The sequence below is a fragment of the Hydrogenophaga pseudoflava genome (genome assembly GCF_031020795.1).
Lineage (GTDB): Bacteria > Pseudomonadota > Gammaproteobacteria > Burkholderiales > Burkholderiaceae_C > Hydrogenophaga > Hydrogenophaga pseudoflava_A.
In genome coordinates, this window is sequence record NZ_JAVHJP010000007.1 from 151,883 (window position 1) to 171,079 (window position 19,197).

Annotated in this window: 17 protein-coding genes; 10 read left to right on the forward strand and 7 right to left on the reverse strand. The window is 70.2% G+C overall.

The window, feature by feature from the left end:
• Positions 1 to 4: 4 nt before the first annotated feature.
• Together RCO38_RS20900 and RCO38_RS20905 are read right to left on the reverse strand one after the other, a co-directional pair.
• On the reverse strand, positions 5 to 886 hold the full coding sequence (locus RCO38_RS20900; RefSeq protein ID WP_308330374.1) for a Rossmann-like domain-containing protein: 882 nt from the start codon (positions 884 to 886) through the stop codon (positions 5 to 7).
• On the reverse strand, positions 883 to 1,710 hold the full coding sequence (locus RCO38_RS20905) for a helix-turn-helix domain-containing protein (protein WP_308330375.1): 828 nt from the start codon (positions 1,708 to 1,710) through the stop codon (positions 883 to 885). Before RCO38_RS20905 ends, RCO38_RS20900 begins: the two co-directional genes overlap by 4 nt.
• 112 nt (positions 1,711 to 1,822) lie before the next feature.
• Between RCO38_RS20905 and RCO38_RS20910 the strand changes: the two genes are divergently transcribed.
• The 3 genes from RCO38_RS20910 (at position 1,823) to RCO38_RS20920 (ending at position 4,648) form a co-directional block, all read left to right on the forward strand.
• Positions 1,823 to 2,224 (forward strand): hypothetical protein, encoded by a 402-nt coding sequence (locus RCO38_RS20910; RefSeq protein WP_308330376.1) that lies wholly within the window; start codon positions 1,823 to 1,825, stop codon positions 2,222 to 2,224.
• A gap of 102 nt (positions 2,225 to 2,326) precedes the next feature.
• Positions 2,327 to 3,490, forward strand: a complete 1,164-nt coding sequence (locus tag RCO38_RS20915; protein ID WP_308330377.1) for a YjgN family protein — start codon at positions 2,327 to 2,329, stop codon at positions 3,488 to 3,490.
• Positions 3,491 to 3,502: 12 nt separating this feature from the next.
• Positions 3,503 to 4,648 (forward strand): M48 family metallopeptidase, encoded by a 1,146-nt coding sequence (locus RCO38_RS20920; RefSeq protein WP_308330378.1) that lies wholly within the window; start codon positions 3,503 to 3,505, stop codon positions 4,646 to 4,648.
• Positions 4,649 to 4,655: 7 nt separating this feature from the next.
• Here the strand turns inward: RCO38_RS20920 and trhP are convergent, their stop codons facing one another.
• Positions 4,656 to 6,035, reverse strand: coding sequence for a prephenate-dependent tRNA uridine(34) hydroxylase TrhP (trhP, locus tag RCO38_RS20925; protein WP_308330379.1), 1,380 nt, complete (start codon positions 6,033 to 6,035; stop codon positions 4,656 to 4,658).
• A gap of 84 nt (positions 6,036 to 6,119) precedes the next feature.
• Between trhP and RCO38_RS20930 the strand changes: the two genes are divergently transcribed.
• From RCO38_RS20930 to RCO38_RS20960, 7 genes are all read left to right on the forward strand, one after another.
• Positions 6,120 to 9,050, forward strand: a complete 2,931-nt coding sequence (locus RCO38_RS20930; RefSeq protein WP_374694569.1) for an aconitate hydratase — start codon at positions 6,120 to 6,122, stop codon at positions 9,048 to 9,050.
• 65 nt (positions 9,051 to 9,115) lie between these two features.
• Positions 9,116 to 10,057 carry a S1C family serine protease gene (locus RCO38_RS20935; protein WP_308330381.1) on the forward strand — a complete coding sequence of 314 codons (942 nt, stop codon included), beginning with the start codon at positions 9,116 to 9,118 and terminating at the stop codon, positions 10,055 to 10,057.
• Positions 10,058 to 10,073: 16 nt separating this feature from the next.
• Positions 10,074 to 11,075 (forward strand): AAA family ATPase, encoded by a 1,002-nt coding sequence (locus RCO38_RS20940; protein ID WP_308330382.1) that lies wholly within the window; start codon positions 10,074 to 10,076, stop codon positions 11,073 to 11,075.
• 13 nt (positions 11,076 to 11,088) lie between these two features.
• Positions 11,089 to 12,168: a DUF58 domain-containing protein gene (locus tag RCO38_RS20945; RefSeq protein ID WP_308330383.1), complete on the forward strand. Its 1,080-nt coding sequence runs from the start codon at positions 11,089 to 11,091 to the stop codon at positions 12,166 to 12,168.
• Positions 12,165 to 13,232, forward strand: coding sequence for a VWA domain-containing protein (locus tag RCO38_RS20950; RefSeq protein ID WP_308330384.1), 1,068 nt, complete (start codon positions 12,165 to 12,167; stop codon positions 13,230 to 13,232). Before RCO38_RS20945 ends, RCO38_RS20950 begins: the two co-directional genes overlap by 4 nt.
• A gap of 54 nt (positions 13,233 to 13,286) precedes the next feature.
• Positions 13,287 to 14,507, forward strand: a complete 1,221-nt coding sequence (locus tag RCO38_RS20955) for an FAD-dependent monooxygenase (RefSeq protein WP_308330385.1) — start codon at positions 13,287 to 13,289, stop codon at positions 14,505 to 14,507.
• A 16-nt stretch (positions 14,508 to 14,523) separates the two neighbouring features.
• Complete coding sequence (locus RCO38_RS20960) at positions 14,524 to 15,501, forward strand: Bug family tripartite tricarboxylate transporter substrate binding protein (protein WP_308330386.1); 978 nt, start codon at positions 14,524 to 14,526, stop codon at positions 15,499 to 15,501.
• Here the strand turns inward: RCO38_RS20960 and RCO38_RS20965 are convergent.
• The 4 genes from RCO38_RS20965 to kynU form a co-directional block, all read right to left on the reverse strand.
• The gene (locus tag RCO38_RS20965; protein WP_308330387.1) at positions 15,488 to 16,579 is read right to left on the reverse strand and encodes a DNA glycosylase AlkZ-like family protein; all 1,092 of its coding nucleotides are present in this window, start codon (positions 16,577 to 16,579) and stop codon (positions 15,488 to 15,490) included. The two genes, RCO38_RS20960 and RCO38_RS20965, sit on opposite strands and share 14 nt — an antisense overlap.
• Before the next feature lie 43 nt (positions 16,580 to 16,622).
• Complete coding sequence (locus tag RCO38_RS20970) at positions 16,623 to 16,958, reverse strand: four-helix bundle copper-binding protein (RefSeq protein ID WP_308330388.1); 336 nt, start codon at positions 16,956 to 16,958, stop codon at positions 16,623 to 16,625.
• A gap of 69 nt (positions 16,959 to 17,027) precedes the next feature.
• Complete coding sequence (gene kynA, locus RCO38_RS20975) at positions 17,028 to 17,906, reverse strand: tryptophan 2,3-dioxygenase (protein ID WP_308330389.1); 879 nt, start codon at positions 17,904 to 17,906, stop codon at positions 17,028 to 17,030.
• A gap of 11 nt (positions 17,907 to 17,917) precedes the next feature.
• Positions 17,918 to 19,192, reverse strand: coding sequence for a kynureninase (gene kynU, locus RCO38_RS20980; protein WP_308330390.1), 1,275 nt, complete (start codon positions 19,190 to 19,192; stop codon positions 17,918 to 17,920).
• Positions 19,193 to 19,197 lie beyond the last annotated feature (5 nt).

The following is a 19,197-nucleotide window of genomic DNA, read 5'->3' on the forward strand; positions in this document are numbered from 1 at the left end:
GGATTCAGGCCGGGCCGCCCGCGAGGGCCGTCCACCCGGGCCAGCCGCCGCGCGCAATCGCGAACTTGCGGCTGGCCGCGCTCCACGAGGCGCCGGTCGCCATGGCCTGGGCAAAGGCCTTGCCGTCGACGACCTGCGTGCCTCCCAGCAGCGTGACGCCTCGCTCGAACAGCGCGTCGGGCCAGAGGCCGGCCGAGGGGCCGATGACGGCGAAGCGCGAAGCGTTCGGCGCCGCCACCAGCATCGCGTCGAGCGAATCGTTGAGCAGCATGGTGGAGGTGCCGACCACGGTGTTGCAGTGCGCGAGCGCTGCGCGGTCGAGCGTGATGTGCACTCTTGGGAAGCGCTCTCGTTGCCGCGCCACCATTTCTGCGTTCATCTCCACCACGGTCAGGCGCCCGCCGGCTTCGTCGACTCGCCGCACCAGCGGCGGGAAGAAGCCGATCATGCCCAGGTGGTCCTCCGAACCGAGCACCACATCGCCCAGCGAATTGCCCGCGGGCGGCGGCGTGTAGCCGACGCGGCGCCAGACCGAGTCCGTCAGGGCGTTGACCGCGGCCAGCGCGACCGCGCGTTCCACCTCGTCACCCCCCGCCAGGCGCTGCGCCAGTGCCATCGGGTCGGCGCCGGCCAGCGCGTCGTGGCGGTCGCTGCCGTGCCGGGCGAGCAGGCGGTCGAGCGTGCCGCCCAGCAGGATGTAGGACAGGCCGAAGGTGCCGTCCTCCAGCTCGATGGCGCAGAACTCGGCATCGTGTTCGCCCGCGTCGCCGGGGCGCTGCGGGATGTGCAGTCGCCGGACCCCGGGGCTCGGCCACCGGGTGGCGATGGCGGCGAGCTGTTGCAGCAGGGCGGTGGCGATCGGTGGTGGCGTGCGGGTCGGGCTCATGCGGGCATGGTAGCCGCGAGCGCCTGCAGGGCCTGCGCCGTGGCCTCGTCACCAGGGAAGAAGGTTTCCAGCGCCAGCTCCTGCAGGGTGATGTCGGCGGGGGAGCCGAACACGGTGGTGGTGCTGATCAGGTGCAGCACGCCGGCCGGCGTGTGCACCAGGAACGGCATCAGCACGCCCGGGTGTTCGCCGTCCAGACGCGCCGCCGATCCCGGCGCCTGGCCGGGGTAGCTGCGCAGTTCGGCCAGCAGGTCGGCCAGTCCCTCGTCGCCGGTGGCGCGCATCTGCTGCTGCAGCCGCGCGAACAGGTGCTCGCGCCACTGGTCGAGGTTGGCGATGCGCGGCGCCAAGCCGCCCGGGTGCAGGCTCACCCGCAGCAGGTTGACCGGCGGCTGCAGCAGCGCCGGGTCGATGTCGGTCAGCAGCGGCGCGACCATGCGGTTGGACAGCACCATGTGCCAGTGGCGGTCGAAGGCCACGGCGGGCCAGGGCTCGTGGCGGTCGAGGATGTGCTGCACCGCGCGCCGCGCAGCGTCCATCGCCGGATCGTCCAGCCGCTGTTCGCGGTACATGGGGGCGTAGCCGGCCGCGACCAGCCAGGCGTTGCGCTCGCGCAGCGGCACCGCCAGCCGTTCGCACAGGCGCAGCACCAGCTCGCGGCTGGGGCTGGCCTTGCCGGTTTCCACGCAGCTCAGGTGCCGGGTCGATAGCTCGGCGTCGAGGGCGAGGTCCTGCTGGCTGAGGTGGCGCAGCTGGCGCCAGTGGCGCAGGTGGTCGCCGACCGACAGGCGGCGGCTGGCGTGGGGAAGGGCGGCGTTCGGCATGGGCACATGGTAGGCCCGCACGCCGTGCGAACCATGACCTGCGAGGTCATGGACGCCATGCCCTGCGGCGCCGAGCATCGGGCTCCCATCGTTCCAACTCAAGGAGTCCACCATGTTCACCATCTCTGCTTCCACACTGCGCCGCGTGCTCTGGCTCGATGCCGCCAGCGGCTTCGGCATGGGCCTGTCCCACCTGGCGCTGGCCGGGCCGCTGTCCGGCTGGACCGGCATTCCCGCCGCCTGGCTGCAGGTGGCGGCGCTGGTCGTGTTCGGGGCCGCGTCGCTGGCCGCCTGGCTCGCCACCCGCGGCGACCTGCCGTCCGGCGGCGTCAGGCTGCTGGCGGCGGGCAACTTCGCCTGGGTCGCGGCCAGCCTATGGCTGGCCTTCGGTGCGGGCCTGTCGCTGACCACGCTGGGCCTGGGCTGGGTGCTGGCGCAGGCGCTGGTGGTGCTGGTCATGGCCGAGCTGGAATGGGCCGGCGCGCGCCGGGCGCACCGCCTGGCGATGGCCTGAGACCTCGGCCCGCCGGGCGGGTTGCGGGGGCCGACAGCCGCGGCGGGACGTGGGTGGCGGGCGGGCACAATGCCGCGTCTGTCACCACTGTTCCGCTCCTACATGTCCTTCAACGAACAACGCGCCGACGCTCCGGTCGAGGCCACCGTCCGCCGCCTGCACATCGAATTCACAGGCTCCGGCAGCGAATACTTCCGCATCTGGATCGTCAACGTGCTGCTGCTGATGGTCACGCTCGGCTTCTACTGGCCCTGGGCCAAGGTCCGGCGGCAGCGCTACTTCTGGGGCAACACCCTGGTCGATGGCGATCCACTGGGCTTCCATGGCGACCCGAAGCAGATGTTCAAGGGCTGGGCGCTGGTCGCGGTGTTGTTCGCCATGTACAACGTGGCCAGCAATGCGTCCGCTGTTGCAAGCCTGGTGGCTTTCATCGCCCTGGCCGCGCTGTGGCCCGCGCTGTGGCGTTCGTCGATTCGGTTCCGCATGGCCAACACCAGCTGGCGCGGCCTGCGCTTCCGCTTTGTGGGCTCGCTGCGCGATGCGTATCTGGCGCACCTGCCGCCGTTTGTGGTGGCGCTGCCGATGGTGCTGTTGTCGATCGCGATTCCTGAGGATCCGGAGCAGGCCCCGCCCGAGTGGGTCATGGCGTCCTTCGGTGGGGCGTTTGTGCTGTTGCTGCTGACGCTGCCGTGGCTGTTGTGGCGCATGAAGGCCTACCAGCACCGGCATTACGCGCTGGGGCCGCTGCAGACCGATTTTCGCGCCAGCGTGCGCTCGTTCTACCTGCTCGCGATCAAGCCGTTTCTGTTGTTTGCCGCCGTTTTCGCCATGGTCGTCTGGCTGGTCTGGAGCCTGGTGGGGGAGGGCGAGCCGCGGTCCGACATGGCGGTACTGTTGATAGGGGCGGCACCACTGGTCTTTCTTGCTTTTTGGGTGTTTCTGTTCCTTGGCATCGGCCCCTGGATCACCACGCGCCTGCAGAACCTGGTCTGGACCAAGACCGGCAATGGGCAGATGCGCTTCATCAGCCAGCTGCGCTTTCGCGACATGTTCTGGCTCAGCCTCAAGAACGCGCTGCTGATCGGCATCACCCTGGGGCTGTACTGGCCGTTTGCCAAGGTCGCGATGGCGCGCCTGCGGCTGGAGGCGGTGCACGTGCGCACCATCACCGACATGCAGGCCCTGCTGGCGGCCGGGCAGGAGCGGCCCCAGGAGGCGGCGGGTGACGCGGCCGGCGACTTCTTCGGGCTGGACGTGGGCCTCTGAGGTTCTGTACCCATGGACACCGCCCCGCCGCCGGTTCACCCGGGTCTTCCGGTCCGCTACTTCGATGGCCGCAGCAGCCGCCCGCGCGAGGTGCAGGCTGCACTCGCTGATGGACAGCTGCATCTGACGGGCCCGGATGTGGACCGGGTGGTCGAGGCGCGGCGGGTGCAGTGGCCCGAGCGCACCCGGCGCGGGCCGCGCATCGCCCAGCTGCCCGGTGGCGGCAGCATCCAGACCGACGACGCGGCGGCCTGGGATGCCTGGGTCCGTGGCGCGGGCCACGGCGAGTCGGTGGTGGTGCGGCTGCAGCAAAGCTGGCGCGGCGTGCTGGTCAGCCTGTTCCTGCTGGTGGCGGTGACCGCGGCGGGCTACGTGTGGGGCCTGCCCTGGGCGGCACGGGCGGTGGCCGATCGCTTCCCGGACGGTGTCGAGCAGCAGATCGGCGACACCGTGCTGGACCAGGTCGACGATTTTGTGAAACCCAGCCAGTTGAGCGCCCAGGAACAGCAGGCCATCGAGCAGGCCTGGCAACAGGCGCTGCGCGCGCACACGGCGGCCCAGGCGGCGCGCGGCGTGGTGGTGCGACCCTCGCGGCTGCTGATCCGTCACAGCGAAGACATCGGCCCCAACGCGCTGGCGCTGCCGGGTGGCACCATGCTGCTGACCGACGACATGGCGCGGCTGCTGCAGCACGACACCGACGTGATCGCGGGTGTGCTGGCACACGAACTGGGCCACGTGCAGCACCGGCACGGTGTGCGCATGCTGGTGCAGGTCGGCGTGCTGGGCTTTGTCACCTCCACGCTCTGGGGCGACTACAGCGGCGTGCTGGCCACGGTGCCGCTCTGGCTGGGTCAGGCCCACTACTCGCGCGAGGCCGAGCGCGAGGCCGACGCCTACAGCGTGACGGTGCTGCGCGACGCGGGCCTGTCGCCGGCGGTGATGACCCGGCTGTTCGAGCGTTTCGCGCTGTTCAAACGCTGCGGCGACGAGGTGCTCAAGCCTGCGCCGGCCGGCAGTGCGTCAGCGTGCAAGACAGAACCAGGCACTGGTGCCGACGACGACGATGAGGAGAAGCACGGCTTCTGGGGCCTGGGCTTTGCCTCGCACCCGGCCGACGAGGACCGCATCGCCTTCTTCCGCGACGCGGCGCGCTGAAAGCCGTTCAGGCGATCAGTCTGGCGATCAGCGCGCCTTCGCTGGGCGCCGCCAGCGGCACCCAGACCTTGACCGGGCTGCCCTGGGCGACGGCGATGGCTTCGCCGTCCTGGTTCTGCATGGCGTCCAGCTGCACGATGCGGTTGCCGCTGGGGTGTATGACCTCCAGCCGGTCGCCCACTGCGAACCGGTTTTTGGTTTCCACCTCGGCCCAGCCGTCTTCGCGCACCTGCAGCACCTCGCCCACGAACTGGCTGCGGTGGCTTTCGCTGTGGCCGGTGATGTAGTTCTGGTAGTCCTGCGCCGGGCGGCGCTCCATCAGGCCGCCGGTGTAGCCGCGGTTGGACAGGCCTTCGAGTTCGAGCAGCAGTTCGGGGTTGAAGGGCTTGCCGGCGACCGCGTCGTCGATGGCGCGGCGGTAGACCTGGGCGGTGCGCGCCACGTAGTAGTGGCTCTTGGTGCGGCCCTCGATCTTCAGCGAGTCGACGCCCATGGCGGCGAGCTTGCCCACGTGCTCGACGGCGCGCAGGTCCTTGCTGTTCATGATGTAGGTGCCGTGCTCGTCTTCCATGATGGGCATCAGCTCGCCGGGTCGGCCGGCTTCTTCGATCAGCCAGACCTTGTTGGCCTCGGGGTGGCGCTGGCCGCTGCCGGTGGTCGAGAAGGCGCTGGCCGCTTCTTCGTCTTCCTGCGCGAAGTTGAAGCCGTCGAGCTTGGCGAGCGGGGCGGCGTCGCCGGTGTCGGTGTCGGTGGTGGCGGCCTGGGTCTTGTACTCCCAGCGGCAGGCGTTGGTGCAGGTGCCCTGGTTGGGGTCGCGGCGGTTGAAATAGCCGCTGAGCAGGCAGCGGCCCGAATAGGCGATGCACAGCGCACCGTGCACGAAGACCTCCAGTTCGATGTCCGGGCAGTCGTTGCGGATCGCCGCCACCTCGTCCAGGCTCAGCTCGCGGCTGAGGATGATGCGGCTGACGCCCTGTTTCTGCCAGAACTTCACCGCCGCACTGTTGGTGGTGTTGGCCTGCACCGAGAGGTGGATCGGCACCTCGGGCCAGAGGCCTTTGTCCATCTGCTCGCGCACCAGCATGATCAGGCCGGCGTCGGCCATGATGAGCGCGTCGGGCCGCAGTTCCACCACCGGCTGCAGGTCGCGCAGGTAGGTGCGCAGCTTGTCGTTGTGGGCGATGAGGTTGCTGGTGACGAAGAACTTCTTGCCGCGCTGGTGGGCCTCGCCAATGCCTTCGGCGATCTGTTCAAGGCGGAATTCGTTGTTGCGTGCGCGCAGGGAATAGCGCGGCTGGCCGGCGTAGACGGCGTCGGCGCCGAAGTTGTAGGCGGCGCGCATGCGGTGCAGCGAGCCGGCGGGCAGGAGCAGTTCGGGGGCTTTCATCAGGGGCTGGATTGTCCCGCATCGCCCGGTTTCGCGCTCGCCGGGATAACCGCGCGCCGCGCACAGGCATTCACCCTGAACACAATGGGTCGGGTGTCTCAAGGAGAAGCCCCTGTGCCGACCACCCGCTTCAAGCACCCGTTTTCCAGCACCGTCAAGACGTTTCGTTCCGCGCCGGGAAAGCTGAGCCGCTTCTATTCGCTGCCCGCCCTGGCCCAGCAGTTCCCCAATGTGAGCCGCCTGCCGGTGTCGCTGCGCGTCGTGCTGGAGAGCGTGCTGCGCCACTGCGACGGCGAGAAAGTGCTGCCCGAGCAGGTGGCGCAGCTGGCCAACTGGCAGCCCAACGCCCCGCGCACGGAGGAGATCCCGTTCATGGTGGCGCGCGTGGTGCTGCAGGACTTCACTGGTGTGCCGCTGCTGGCCGACCTGGCGGCCATGCGCAGCACCGCCCAGCGCCTGGGCCACGACCCCCAGCGCATCGAGCCGCTGGTTCCGGTGGACCTGGTGGTGGACCACTCGGTGATGGTGGACCACTACGGCACGAAGAACGCGCTGGACCTGAACATGAAGCTGGAGTTCCAGCGCAACCAGGAGCGCTACCAGTTCCTCAAGTGGGGCATGCAGGCCTTCGAGACCTTCGGCGTGGTGCCGCCGGGCTTCGGCATCGTGCACCAGGTCAACCTGGAGCACCTGGCGCGCGGCGTGCATCTCAAGGGCGGGCTCTACTACCCCGACACGCTCGTGGGCACCGACAGCCACACCACCATGATCAACGGCATCGGCGTGGTCGGCTGGGGCGTGGGCGGCATCGAGGCCGAGGCGGCCATGCTGGGCCAGCCGGTGGCCTTCCTCACGCCGGATGTGGTGGGCTTCGAGCTGACCGGCCGCCTGCGCGAGGGCTGCACCGCCACCGACCTGGTGCTCACCGTCACCGAGATCCTGCGCCGCCACAAGGTGGTGGGCAAGTTCGTCGAGTTCTTCGGCGAGGGCACGGCCTCGCTCTCGCTGCCCGACCGCGCCACCATCGCCAACATGGCGCCCGAGTACGGCGCCACCATGGGCTTCTTCCCGGTCGACGGCAAGACCATCGACTACTTCCGCGGCACCGGCCGCAGCAGCGCCGAGATCGAGGCCTTCGAGGCCTACTTCCGCGCCCAGGGCCTGTTCGGGGTGCCCGGGGCCGCAGGCGCTTCGCAAGCGGCGGGCGAGATCCACTACTCGCAGGTGGTCCGGCTGGACCTGGGCCAGGTGACGCCCAGCCTGGCCGGCCCCAAGCGCCCGCAGGACCGCATCGAACTCGGGCGGGTGGCGCAGCAGTTCGCCGAGCTGTTCAGCCGGCCCGCAGCAGAGAACGGCTTCAACCAGCCGGCCGCACTGCTGCACACGCGCCACCAGCCCGAACTGGGCGAGCCGGCCGACACCCTGGCACCCGAGAAAGCGACGCCCACTCCCCCGGGCGCACCGCGCTTCGTGGCCGAGATGGAGGCCAACAAGCCCGCGCGCGACACCGCCCACGGCCCGGCCGATCCGCCGTCTCAGGCCGTTCAGAAGAAGCTGACCATCGGCAACGGCGATGTGCTGATCGCCGCCATCACCAGCTGCACCAACACCAGCAATCCCAGCGTGATGCTGGCCGCCGGCCTGCTGGCCAAAAAGGCGGTCGAGGCCGGGCTGCGGGTGCAGCCGCACATCAAGACCTCGCTGGCGCCGGGCTCGCGCGTGGTCACCGAGTACCTCACCCGCACCGGCCTGCTGCCCTATCTGGAACAGCTGGGCTTCGCGCTGGCCGGCTACGGCTGCACCACCTGCATCGGCAACGCGGGCGACCTGCGGCCCGAGATCGGCGAGGCCATTGCCCAGAACGACCTGGTCTGCGCCGCCGTGCTCTCGGGCAACCGCAATTTCGAGGCGCGCATCCACCCGCGGCTCAAGGCCAACTTCCTGGCCAGCCCGCCGCTGGTGGTGGCCTACGCCATCGCCGGCAGCGTGCTGCGCGACCTCATGACCGAGCCGGTCGGCGTGGGCGCCGGAGGCCGGGCGGTGTACCTGGGCGACATCTGGCCGTCCAGCGACGAGGTGCAGGCGCTGATGAAGGCCGCGATGCACGGCAAGGCCTACCGCGACAACTACGAGCGCATCGCCACCGAGCCGGGGGCGCTGTGGGAACGCATCCGCGGCGTGGACGGCCTGGCCTACACCTGGCCCCGCAGCACCTACATCGCCGAGCCGCCGTTCTTCGAGGGCTTCGCGCTGCAGGCGCCGGAACAGACCGACCCGGGCGTGCGCGCCGCCTGCATCATGGCGCTGTTCGGTGATTCGATCACCACCGACCACATCTCGCCCGCGGGCTCGATCGCCGAGGCCTCGCCGGCCGGCCAGTGGCTGCTGGCCCACGGCGTGCAGAAGGCCGATTTCAACAGCTACGGCGCGCGCCGCGGCCACCACGAGGTGATGATCCGCGGCACCTTCGCCAACGTGCGCATCAAGAACCTCATGCTGCCCGCCGGCCCCGATGGTTCGCGCCAGGAAGGCGGCTGGACGATCTACCAGCACGGCGGCCCGGACCAGGGCCGGAAGATGAGCATCTACGACGCGGCCATGCGCTACCGCGCGGCGAGCGTGCCGACGGTGGTGTTCGCGGGCGAAGAGTACGGCACCGGCTCCAGCCGCGACTGGGCCGCCAAGGGCACGCAGCTGCTGGGCATCCGGGCCGTTGTCGCACGCAGCTTCGAGCGCATCCACCGCAGCAACCTGGTGGGCATGGGCGTGCTGCCGCTGCAGTTCGCACCCGGCGATTCCTGGGAGTCGCTGGGCCTGCGTGGCGACGAGCAGATCGATGTGCTGCCCCGGCCCGACCTGCAACCGCTGAGCGAGGCCACCCTGGTGGTGATCCGCGCCGACGGCACACGACTGACCCGTCCATTGGTACTGCGCATCGACACACCGGTGGAAGTGAACCAATTCCGTGCCGGCGGCATCCTTCCCTATGTGTTGAGGCAGTTGCTGGGCGCTTGAGCCCGGCGCCGCAAACCGGCATCATCTGTTCACCGTGCCCGCCCCGGGCGCCCGAGGAGTCCGCCATGCGCCAGACCCCGCTCTACAGCCGATCGGCCCGCCACGGCCCAGCGCCGGAGGCGGCGCGGGTGGCAGGCGAGACGACCCCGGACCTGGCCCCTGCGGCCGCCCCGACATCACCCCCCGCGGCCACCCGGCCGCGCTGGCGCCAGCGGCTGGGCAGCGCCGTGCGGGACCACCGCCTGATCTGGAGCGCCTGGCTGCTGGTGCTGGCCCTGCTGGGGGGTGTCTGGTGGCAGCAGTCGGCGCTCGCACCCAGGGCCCTGACGCAGAAGGACATCGACGCCGCGGTGCTGCGCACCCTCAGCACCCAGAACCTGCCCTCGCGCGCGGCACGTGCGGCCGAGAAGATCCGCCCCGCCGTGGTGCGCGTCGTGGCCTACGACAAGGACAAGAAGGGTGAGGAGGTGGAGCAGGGCGTGGGCACCGGTGTGGTGATCCAGGACAAGGGCATCATCCTGACCAACCTGCACGTGGTGCAGTCCGCCCAGGCAATCAAGCTGACCTTCGCCGACGGCAGCGAGTCCCGGGCCAGCGTGGCGGGCGTGCAGGCCCAGCACGACCTGGCGGTGCTGCAGGCCCACACCATTCCCGACGACCTGCACGCCGCCACGCTGCGCAGCACGGCCGACCTCGCACCCGGCGACGAGGTGGTGGCGGTCGGCTTTCCCTTCGGCATCGGTCCGTCCACCTCGGCCGGCGTGGTTTCCGGTCTGGGCCGCTCGTTCAAGTCGCCCGAGGGCACGCAGGAGATCGGCAACCTGATCCAGTTCGACGCCGCGGCCAACCCCGGCAACTCCGGCGGCCCGCTGGTCACCATGGACGGCGAGGTGGTCGGTGTGGTCACCGGCATCCTCAATCCGACCCGCGCCCGGACCTTCCTGGGCATCGGTTTTGCCGTGCCCATCGAGAGCGCCGCATCGGCCGCCGGACTTCCCCCCTTCTGAACCCAAGGAGCCCTTCATGAGCGAGAACACCAGCCCCGACACCGCCCAGCTCATGGAGCAGATCCTCTACGAGGTCAAGCGCGTGGTGGTGGGGCAGGACCGGTTCCTGGAGCGTGTCATGGTGGCGCTGCTGGCGGGCGGGCACCTGCTGGTTGAGGGCGTGCCCGGACTGGCCAAGACGCTGACCGTCAAGACCCTGGCCAACGTGGTGCAGGGACGCTTCAAGCGCATCCAGTTCACGCCCGACCTGGTGCCGGCCGACCTGGTGGGCACGCGCATCTACAACCAGAAGACCGGCGACTTCTCCACCGCGCTCGGCCCGGTGTTCGCCAACCTGCTGCTGGCCGACGAGATCAACCGTGCACCGGCCAAGGTGCAGAGCGCGCTGCTGGAGGTGATGCAGGAGCGGCAGGTGACGATCGCCGGCGAGACGCACCGCGTGCCCGAGCCCTTCCTCGTGATGGCGACGCAGAACCCCATCGAGACCGAGGGCACCTACCCGCTGCCCGAGGCGCAGGTGGACCGTTTCATGATGAAGGTGCTGGTGGATTACCCGACCGACGAGGAGGAGTACGTGATCGTCGAGCGCGTCACCGGGCCGGCAGTGCAGGTCAACGCCGTGGCCACCACCGACCAGCTGTCGGCGCTGCAGGCCCAGTGCCGCGAGGTCTATGTGGACCCCTCGCTGGTGCAGTACGCGGTCAAGCTGGTGTCGGCCACGCGCACGCCCGACAGGCACGGCCTGAAGGACGCGGCCCGCCTGATCACCTACGGCGCCAGCCCGCGTGCCACCATCGGTCTGGTGGAAGGGGCGCGGGCCCTGGCCCTGCTGCGCGGGCGCAGCTATGCGCTGCCCGAAGACATGATCGACCTGGTGCCCGACGTGCTGCGTCACCGCGTGGTGCTGTCCTACGAAGGCCTGTCCGAAGGGCTGACCAGCGACGCGCTGATCGGTCGCATCATGAAGGCGGTGCCGGCGCCGGCCCGGCCGCTGGAGCACGAGAAAAAAGCCGCCTGACCGGAGCCCCGCCATGTTGCTGAGCCTGTTCAAGCGAACGCGTGAGGCCGGACCCGCCGCCGGGCCGCCCCAAGGCGGGGACAGCCCCCTTGGGGGGCAGCGACCCGCGCAGCGGCGGAGCGTGGGGGCGTCGGGCACAGAAGCGCTGTTGCGACGGCTCGAATGGACCGTGCTCAAGCGGCTCGACGGCCTGCTGCAGGGCGACCACCGCACGCTGATGCGCGGCACCGGCCTGGACCTGGCCGATCTGCGCGAATACCAGCACCACGACGACGTGCGCCACATCGACTGGAACGTCACCGCGCGCCTGCAGACGCCGCACGTGCGCGTGTTCACCGAAGACCGCGAGATGGCGGCCTGGTTCCTGCTGGACCTCAGCCCCTCGGTCGATTTCGGTTCGGGCGAGCAGCGCAAGCGCGAGCTGCTGCAGGGCTTTGTGGGTGTGCTGGCCCGCCTGATCAGCCGCCACGGCAACCGCGTCGGCGCGATGCTCTATGGCGCGCGCGGCGGGGCGGCGGTCGACACCGTGCTGCCCGCCCGCGGCGGTCGCCTGCAGGTGCTGCGCCTGCTGCAGCTCATCGGCGCCGATGCCGCGGCGCCGCCGCCGCGCGGTGCAAAGGAGGCCGGTGCCACCCGCCTGGCCGACCTGCTGCACGCCGCCACGCTCAGCGTGCGGCAGCGCTCCACCGTGTTCGTGGTGTCCGACTTCATCAGCGAGCCCGGCTGGGAGAAACCGCTGGGCGAACTCGCGCGGCGCCACGACGTGGTGGCGGTGCGCCTGCTCGATCCGCTGGAGCTCGAACTGCCCGACCTGGGGCTGATCCCCATCCGAGACGCCGAAACCGGCGAACAGCTGATGGTGGACACCGCCGACAAGGGCTTTCGCCAGCGCTTTGCCCGCATCGCCGCGCAGCGCGAGGCCGTGCTGTTCGAAAGCCTGGGCCGTGCCGGTGTGGACACACTGGAGCTGTCCACCGGCGACGACCTGGCCGACGCCATCCTGCGTTTCGTGGACCTGCGCAAGCGCCGCAGCAGTCTGCGGCAGGGCCGCCCCGCCCACCTTGCGCCCACGCCTTCCGGAGCCGCCGCATGAAGGACCTGCCCGTCAACTTCCTCTGGCCGCAGCTGCTCTGGCTGCTGGCCGTGCTGCCCCTGCTGGTGCTGCTGTACTGGTGGATCTTGCGCCGCCGCAGGAAGGTGGCGCTGCGCTACGCCAGCCTGTCCATCGTGCGCGAGGCCATGGGCCGCACGGCCGGCTGGCGGCGCCATGTGCCGCCCGTCCTGTTGCTGCTCGCGTTCACCGCCATGCTGCTGGCCGCGGCGCGTCCGGTGGCCACCATCACGCTGCCATCGACCCAGCAGACCATCATCCTGGCCATGGACGTCTCCGGCAGCATGCGCGCCACCGACGTGCAGCCCAACCGCCTGGTGGCCTCGCAGAACGCGGCCAAAGCCTTTCTCCAGGAGCTGCCGCGGCATGTGAAGGTGGGCATCGTGGCGTTCGCCGGTTCGGCCCAGGTGGTGCAGCCGGTCACGCTCAGCCGCGAGGACCTCAACGCCGCCATCGACAAGTTCCAGATGCAGCGCGCCACCGCCATCGGCAGCGCCATCGTGGTGGCGCTGTCCGAGCTGTTTCCCGGCGAGGTGGACCTGGCCAGCGTGACCTACGGCCGCGCCAGCAACGACCCGTTTGCGCCGCAGGGCCGGGCGATCGACCAGCCGCAGACCGAGAAAAAGCCCTTCGAGCCGGTGCCACCCGGTTCCTACGGCTCGGCCGCGATCATCCTGCTCACCGACGGCCAGCGCACCACCGGGGTCGACACCGCCGAGGCGGCCAAGATGGCGGCCGACCGGGGCGTGCGGGTCTACACCGTGGGCGTGGGCACGGTGGACGGTGAGGTGATCGGTTTCGAGGGCTGGTCGATGCGGGTGCGGCTGGACGAGGACACGCTCAAGGCCGTGGCGCGCGACACCAAGGGCGAGTACTTCTACGCCGGCACCGCCGAGAACCTCAAGCAGGTGTACGAGTCGCTGAGCACTCGGCTGACGGTGGAAAAGAAGGAGACGGAGGTGTCGGGTCTGCTGGCGCTGGCGGCGGCTGTCCTCGTCCTGATGTCGGCGGGTCTCTCCCTGCTCTGGTTCAACAGAGTCCTGTAGATAACCCTGACCTTCGTCAACGTCGGCGGGTGGCGGGCCGGCACAATCGCCGCCATGAATCAAAAGGTCGTCGTCGCCGGTGGCGGCATTGGTGGGCTGGCGTGCGCGCTGGCCCTGTCGCGCGCGGGCGTGGAGGTGGACCTGCTGGAGCAGGCCAGCGCGTTCGGGGAGGTGGGGGCGGGCCTGCAGCTCGGCCCCAACGCCGTGCGGGTGCTCGATGCCTGGGGCCTGTCCCGCGCGCTGCACGCCTGCGCGGCGTTTCCCGAGTCGCTGCAGGTGCGCGATGCGCACAACGCGGTCCCGCTGGGCAAGCTGCGCCTGGGCGCCTTCAGCCGGGCCCACTACGGCGCGCCCTACGCCACCATCCACCGCGCCGACCTGCACGGTCTGCTGCTGGAAGCGGTGCAGCGCGAGCCCCGCGTGCGCCTGCACCTGGACACCCGGCTGGCCCGCTACGAGGAAACGACCTCGGGCCTGCGCGTGACATGCGAGAACGACGCCGGCTACGAGGCCGATGCCCTGGTCGGTGCCGACGGGCTCTGGAGCCGGGTGCGCATCGGACTGCTGGGCAACCGGCCGGCCCGGGTGAGCGGTCACCTGGCCTACCGGGGCATGGTGGCGGCCGAAGACCTGCCGGGCGTGATGCGCGAGCCGGTGGTCACTGCCTGGCTCGGGCCGCGCCTGCACGTGGTGCATTACCCCGTGCGGCGCGGCGAGTGGTTCAACGTGGTCGCGGTGGTCGAGGGCCTGCTCGGCCGCGGCCACGGCGGGCCACCGGGCAGCGACCCGCAAAGCTGGAGCCACGAGGCGCGGCAGGCCGACCTGCTGCGCGCGCTCGGTCCTGTCTGCCCGGACCTCAAGGCCATGCTCGACCGGGTGGGCGAATGGAAGCTCTGGGCGCTCAACGACCGCTCGCCGGTGGCCAGCCCGGAGGAACATGCCCGAGGGCGCGTGGCGCTGCTGGGTGATGCGGCGCACCCGCTGCGGCCCTACCTGGCCCAGGGCGCGGCCATGGCGATCGAGGACGCCTGGACACTGGGCCGGCTGGCAGAAGCGGCCCAGGGTGCCATCGACTGGACCGCGCTGTTCGCGCGCTACGCCCAGACCCGCTGGCAGCGCAACGCGCGCGTGCAGACCCGTTCCCAGCGCAACGGCACCATCTTCCACGCCAGCGGCGCGCTGCGCCTGGCACGCAACGCGGCCATGGCGGTGCTGGGTGAATCGCTGATGGACAATCCCTGGCTCTACAGCGGTCCACCCGACCCGCTGGCGTGACGTTCCAGGAGACACCATGTTCAAGCCTTTCCGCCGCCTCACCCTCGCCGCTGCCGCCGTGGCACTTGCCTGCGGTGTCTCGACCTCCCTGGCCCAGACAGGCAGCTGGCCCAGCCGGCCGCTGAAGATGGTGGTGGGTTTTCCGGCCGGGTCCTCGCCCGACCTGACCGCGCGACTGCTGGCCGAGCCGCTGTCGCAGGCGCTGGGCCAGCCGGTGATTGTCGAGAACAAGACCGGTGCTGGCGGCAACATCGGCGCCGACGCGGTGGCCCGCGCCACCGACGACCACACCATCGGCCTGATGATCAACGGCAACCTGACCATCGCCAAGATCCTCAACCCCGCCACCACCTACGACCCGCTCAAGGACCTGCAGCCGGTCTCGCTGATCGCCGTGTCGCCGCTGGTGCTGGCTGCGCCCGCGGGTGCTCCCGTCGGCAAGGCCTTTTTCGACCAGGCCAAGGCCCAGGGCGGCCAGCTCAACTACGGCACCCCCGGTGTGGGCACCGTGGCCCACCTGGGCATGGAACTGCTCAAGGCCAAGGCCGGCATCGCGCCGGTGCACGTGCCCTACCCGGGCAACCCGCAGGTGATCACGGCGCTGATCGGCGGCCAGATCCAGATGGCGCTGCTGCCGCCCGGGCTGGCCATGCCCCAGGTCCAGGGCGGCAAGCTCCGGGCCATTGGCGTCACGTCCACCGGCCGCAGCCCGGTGGTGCCCGAGGTGGCGAGCCTGGCCGACGCGGGTGTGCAGGGCCTGCAGCTGGAGATCTGGAACGCGGTGGCCGCGCCGGTGGGCATGCCCAAGGCCCATGTGCTGAAGCTGGCCGCGCTGCTGGCCGAGATCGTGCGACGCCCAGAGATCCGCCAGAAGATTCTCCAGCAGGGCTGGCAGGTGGCGGGCACCTCGCCGGAAGGTCTGGCCCGTCGCATCGCGCTGGATACAGCGGCGATGTCTGAAGTGATTCAGAAGAACAGCATCAAACCCAACTGACACCGAGACAGGCGGCCATGTCCGCCAGTTCGGCGTCCAGCGCCCGCCGGAAATCCCGGTCTTTCGGTGGTGTTCCGTTGACGTAGCCCAGGTCGGCGCGCAGCCGTCCGCCCGCCACCGACAGGTTGCCCCAGCCGATCACTTCGTCGCGCCAGAGCAGGGGCAGGGCGTAGTAGCCGCGCACCCGTTTGGCCGGTGGCGTGTAGGCCTCGAAGCGGTACGCCCAGCCCCAGAGGCGTTCGAAGCGGTCGCGGTCCCAGACCACGGGGTCGAAGGGGGCGAGCAGGCGCACCCGTTCATCGGTTTTCCAGCGGCGTGAGGCCGGGTCTTCGCCTTCCGGCCAGAACCAGCGCACACCGTCCAGCTCGGTATTCGGCAGGCGCTGTGTGGCGCGTTGCAGCGCGGCGCGCAGCTGGCCCTTCCACTGCGGCACCGCGTGCTGGAGCATGGCCACCAGCTGGCGCAGCCCGGGCTGGGGCAGCGGGGCGTATTTGTTGACCAATACGTCCACCAGGCGGTCCAGGGTCGCCGCCACGTCCTCGGGTGGGGTGTGCGGCTGGCGCGCGGCGTAGAGGCGGATGCCGTTGTCGCGCCGGGCCACGCGCAGCAGACCGCGGTAGTGCATGGCATCCAGCAACTCGGTGCTGGCCTTGGACCGGCCACCGAAGCCGTTGATGGTGTGGCCGTGGGCGAACTGGGCGTCGACCTCGCGCGGGTGGGCCGCGCCGCGCGCCTGCACGAAGTGCCAGACCGCCTCGGCCTGCGCCCAGCGGTCGGCCGGCCATTCGCGCAGCGCGCTGCGTGGGTGCATCAGCGCGTGCAGCTCGGGCGTGACGAAGCCGTAGTTGACGAAGAAGTCCTCTTCGACCGCGAGCCGGGTGTAACGCCGCTCCAGCTCGCCCACGCGGTAGTCCCGCACACGGTGGCGCAGCGTCAGGTCCTGCGCCCGCGCGGGCGCGCGGATCGGATCGGCCTGCACGAAGCCGAGCCGCGCAAGGGCCCGGGGCAGGGTGGTGGGTGTGAAGAGGCTGCGCGCCACGGCGTGGCGGCGCAGGTGGTCAAGGGTGATGGCGGCCATGCGCCATGATGCCGCAGCCCGTCGCAGGGCGCCGCCACCGCCCTCAGGCGGCCGTCGCCATCTCCCGGCAGGCACTGGCGCACGCGCGGCAGGCCTCGGCGCAGGCCTGGCAGTGGTCCATCTCGTGCCGCGCGCATTCGGCACCACAGGCGTCGCAGAGGTCGGCACACAGTGCGCAGAACGCTTGCGCGTGCTCACTGTCGCGGGCCATGGCGGCCGCGGCGAGTTCGCAGATCGCAGCGCAGTCCATGTCCAGCGCGATGCACCGTGCCATGTGCTTCACATCGTCCTCCTTCAGGCAGGCGGCCGAGCAGTGGTGGCAGGCCAGGGCGCACTTCACACAGGCGTCGATGCAGCTGGCGTAACGTTGGGGTGTCATGGGTCGTCCTTTCGGGGTTGTCGGGGGCAGGGAGTGCCCCGAGGCAATCCGGACGCCTGACCCGGAAATTCAGAGGTCTGTGCGAAGCTTCCAGATCTCCGGGAACAAAACCACGTCCAGCATTTTTCGCAGGTAGCTCACGCCGCCGGTGCCGCCGGTGCCGCGCTTGAAACCGATCACGCGTTCCACCGTGGTCACGTGGCGGAAGCGCCAGAGGCGGAAGGCGTCTTCCAGGTCGGTCAGTTCCTCGCCCAGCTGGTAGAGGTCCCAGTGCCGCTTCGGGTCGCGGTAGACCTGGAGCCAGGCCTGTTCGACCGCGTCGCTGGGCTCGTAGGGTTTCGTCCAGTCGCGCGCGGTGTGCGAGGCCGGCACGGCGATGCCGCGGCGCGCCAGCAGGCGCAGGGACTCGTCGTACAGGGAGGGCGCCTCGTAGGCCGCCTGCACCATGGCCGCGCGCTCCGGGTGGTGTGCGTGCGGCTGAAGCATGGCGGCGTTCTTGTTGCCCATCGAGAACTCGATGCAGCGGTACTGGAAGCTCTGGAAGCCGCTGGAGTGGCCCAGGTAGGGGCGGATGGCGCTGTACTCCGGCGGCGTCATGGTGGCCAGTACATCCCAGGCGTGCACCAGCTGTTCCATGATCTTGGACACGCGCGCCATCTGCTTGAAGGCCGGGTTGAGCTGGTCGTCCGCGATGTTGCGGATGGCCGCGGTCAGCTCGTGCAGCATCAGCTTCATCCAGAGTTCGCTGGTCTGGTGCTGCACGATGAACAGCAGTTCGTCGTGCGCGGGCGACAGCGGTTTCTGGGCGTTCAGGATGGCGTCGAGCTGCAGGTAGTCGCCGTAGCTCATGTCGCGGCTGAAATCCAGGCGCGCCTTCTCGTCGCGAACGATGGCTTCGGTGGCCGAGGTGGCGGGCTGGTCGTGGGGGGTGTGATGGGGGCAGGCCATGGCGTCTCCTCTCAGGTCACCGCGTGCTTCTGGTGGAACTCGGGGCGTTTCCACTCGCCCGATTCGAGCACCTGCTTCAGGTGTTCGACCGCGTTCCAGACGTCGACGAAACCGATGTAGAGCGGCGTGAAGCCGAAACGCAGGATGTCCTGGTGGCGCCCACCGTCTCCGGCGCGGAAGTCGCCGATCACGCCGCGCGCGATCAGGGCCTGCACGATGGCGTAGGCGCCTTCGTCGCGCGTGAGGCAGATCTGCGAGCCGCGCAGCGCATGCTCACGCGGCGTCGCCAGGCCCAGACCATGGCCGGCGCAGCGCTCTTCCACGAGCTGGATGAACAGGTCGGTCAGCGCCAGCGACTTGGTGCGCAGCGCGGCCATGCCGCCGAAGGGCTCGGCGCCCAGCACGGTGTCCACGCCGCATTCGAGCGCGGCCAGGCTGATCATGGGTTGCGTGCCGCACTGGTAGCGCGTGATGCCTGGGGCGGGCTGGTAGTCGGGCGTGAAGGCGAACGGCGCCGCGTGGCCCCACCAGCCGGCCAGCGGCTGCCAGAAGCGGTCGGCGTGCAGCGGGTTCACCCACACGAAGGCCGGTGCACCGGGGCCGCCGTTGAGGTATTTGTAGCCGCAGCCGACGGCAAAGTCGGCCTTGGCCATTTTCAGTTCCACCGGCACCGCGCCCGCGCTGTGCGCCAGGTCCCACACGGTCAGGATGCCCTCGGCGTGCGCAGCGGCCGTCACGGCCGCCATGTCGTGCATGGCGCCGGTGCGGTAGTTGACGTGCGTGAGCATCAGGATGGCGACCTCGGCGGTGAGCGCGTCGTCGATCTCTTCGGGCTCGACCAGCACCAGTTCCATGCCGTGCTGTTTGCACAGGGCCTCGGCGATGTAGAGGTCGGTCGGGAAGTTGCTGCGCTCGCTCACGATGCGTTTGCGCTGCGGCGCATCGGCGGCGGCGACGTTCATGGCCGCGCTCAGCACCTTGAACAGGTTGACCGAGGTGCTGTCGGTGGCCACCACCTCGCCGGGGCCGGCGCCGATCAGGCGCGCGATCTTGTCGCCCACCTTGCCCGGCATCTGGAACCAGCCGTGCTTGTTCCAGCTCTGGATCAGGTCGGTGCCCCACTCCTGCGTCACCACCTGGGCCACACGGCCGGGCGCGGCGCGCGGCATCACGCCCAGCGAGTTGCCGTCGAGGTAGATGGTGTCGACCGGCAGGTTGAACTCGTCGCGCAGGTCGCGCAGCGGGTCCTGGGTGTCCATCTGCAGGCAGTCTTCTTTTGTGGTCATCGGTG

Excerpts from the sequence above, each read along its gene's own strand:
- RCO38_RS20900 (WP_308330374.1), bottom strand. The coding sequence starts at position 886 with ATGAGCCCGACCCGCACGCCACCACCGATCGCCACCGCCCTGCTGCAA.
- kynA (WP_308330389.1), bottom strand. The coding sequence starts at position 17,906 with ATGGCCTGCCCCCATCACACCCCCCACGACCAGCCCGCCACCTCGGCC.
- RCO38_RS20955 (WP_308330385.1), top strand. The coding sequence starts at position 13,287 with ATGAATCAAAAGGTCGTCGTCGCCGGTGGCGGCATTGGTGGGCTGGCG.
- RCO38_RS20905 (WP_308330375.1), bottom strand. The coding sequence starts at position 1,710 with ATGCCGAACGCCGCCCTTCCCCACGCCAGCCGCCGCCTGTCGGTCGGC.
- RCO38_RS20935 (WP_308330381.1), top strand. The coding sequence starts at position 9,116 with ATGCGCCAGACCCCGCTCTACAGCCGATCGGCCCGCCACGGCCCAGCG.
- RCO38_RS20940 (WP_308330382.1), top strand. The coding sequence starts at position 10,074 with ATGAGCGAGAACACCAGCCCCGACACCGCCCAGCTCATGGAGCAGATC.
- RCO38_RS20915 (WP_308330377.1), top strand. The coding sequence starts at position 2,327 with ATGTCCTTCAACGAACAACGCGCCGACGCTCCGGTCGAGGCCACCGTC.
- RCO38_RS20965 (WP_308330387.1), bottom strand. The coding sequence starts at position 16,579 with ATGGCCGCCATCACCCTTGACCACCTGCGCCGCCACGCCGTGGCGCGC.
- kynU (WP_308330390.1), bottom strand. The coding sequence starts at position 19,192 with ATGACCACAAAAGAAGACTGCCTGCAGATGGACACCCAGGACCCGCTG.
- RCO38_RS20920 (WP_308330378.1), top strand. The coding sequence starts at position 3,503 with ATGGACACCGCCCCGCCGCCGGTTCACCCGGGTCTTCCGGTCCGCTAC.
- RCO38_RS20910 (WP_308330376.1), top strand. The coding sequence starts at position 1,823 with ATGTTCACCATCTCTGCTTCCACACTGCGCCGCGTGCTCTGGCTCGAT.
- RCO38_RS20945 (WP_308330383.1), top strand. The coding sequence starts at position 11,089 with ATGTTGCTGAGCCTGTTCAAGCGAACGCGTGAGGCCGGACCCGCCGCC.
- RCO38_RS20960 (WP_308330386.1), top strand. The coding sequence starts at position 14,524 with ATGTTCAAGCCTTTCCGCCGCCTCACCCTCGCCGCTGCCGCCGTGGCA.
- trhP (WP_308330379.1), bottom strand. The coding sequence starts at position 6,035 with ATGAAAGCCCCCGAACTGCTCCTGCCCGCCGGCTCGCTGCACCGCATG.
- RCO38_RS20970 (WP_308330388.1), bottom strand. The coding sequence starts at position 16,958 with ATGACACCCCAACGTTACGCCAGCTGCATCGACGCCTGTGTGAAGTGC.
- RCO38_RS20950 (WP_308330384.1), top strand. The coding sequence starts at position 12,165 with ATGAAGGACCTGCCCGTCAACTTCCTCTGGCCGCAGCTGCTCTGGCTG.
- RCO38_RS20930 (WP_374694569.1), top strand. The coding sequence starts at position 6,120 with ATGGGTCGGGTGTCTCAAGGAGAAGCCCCTGTGCCGACCACCCGCTTC.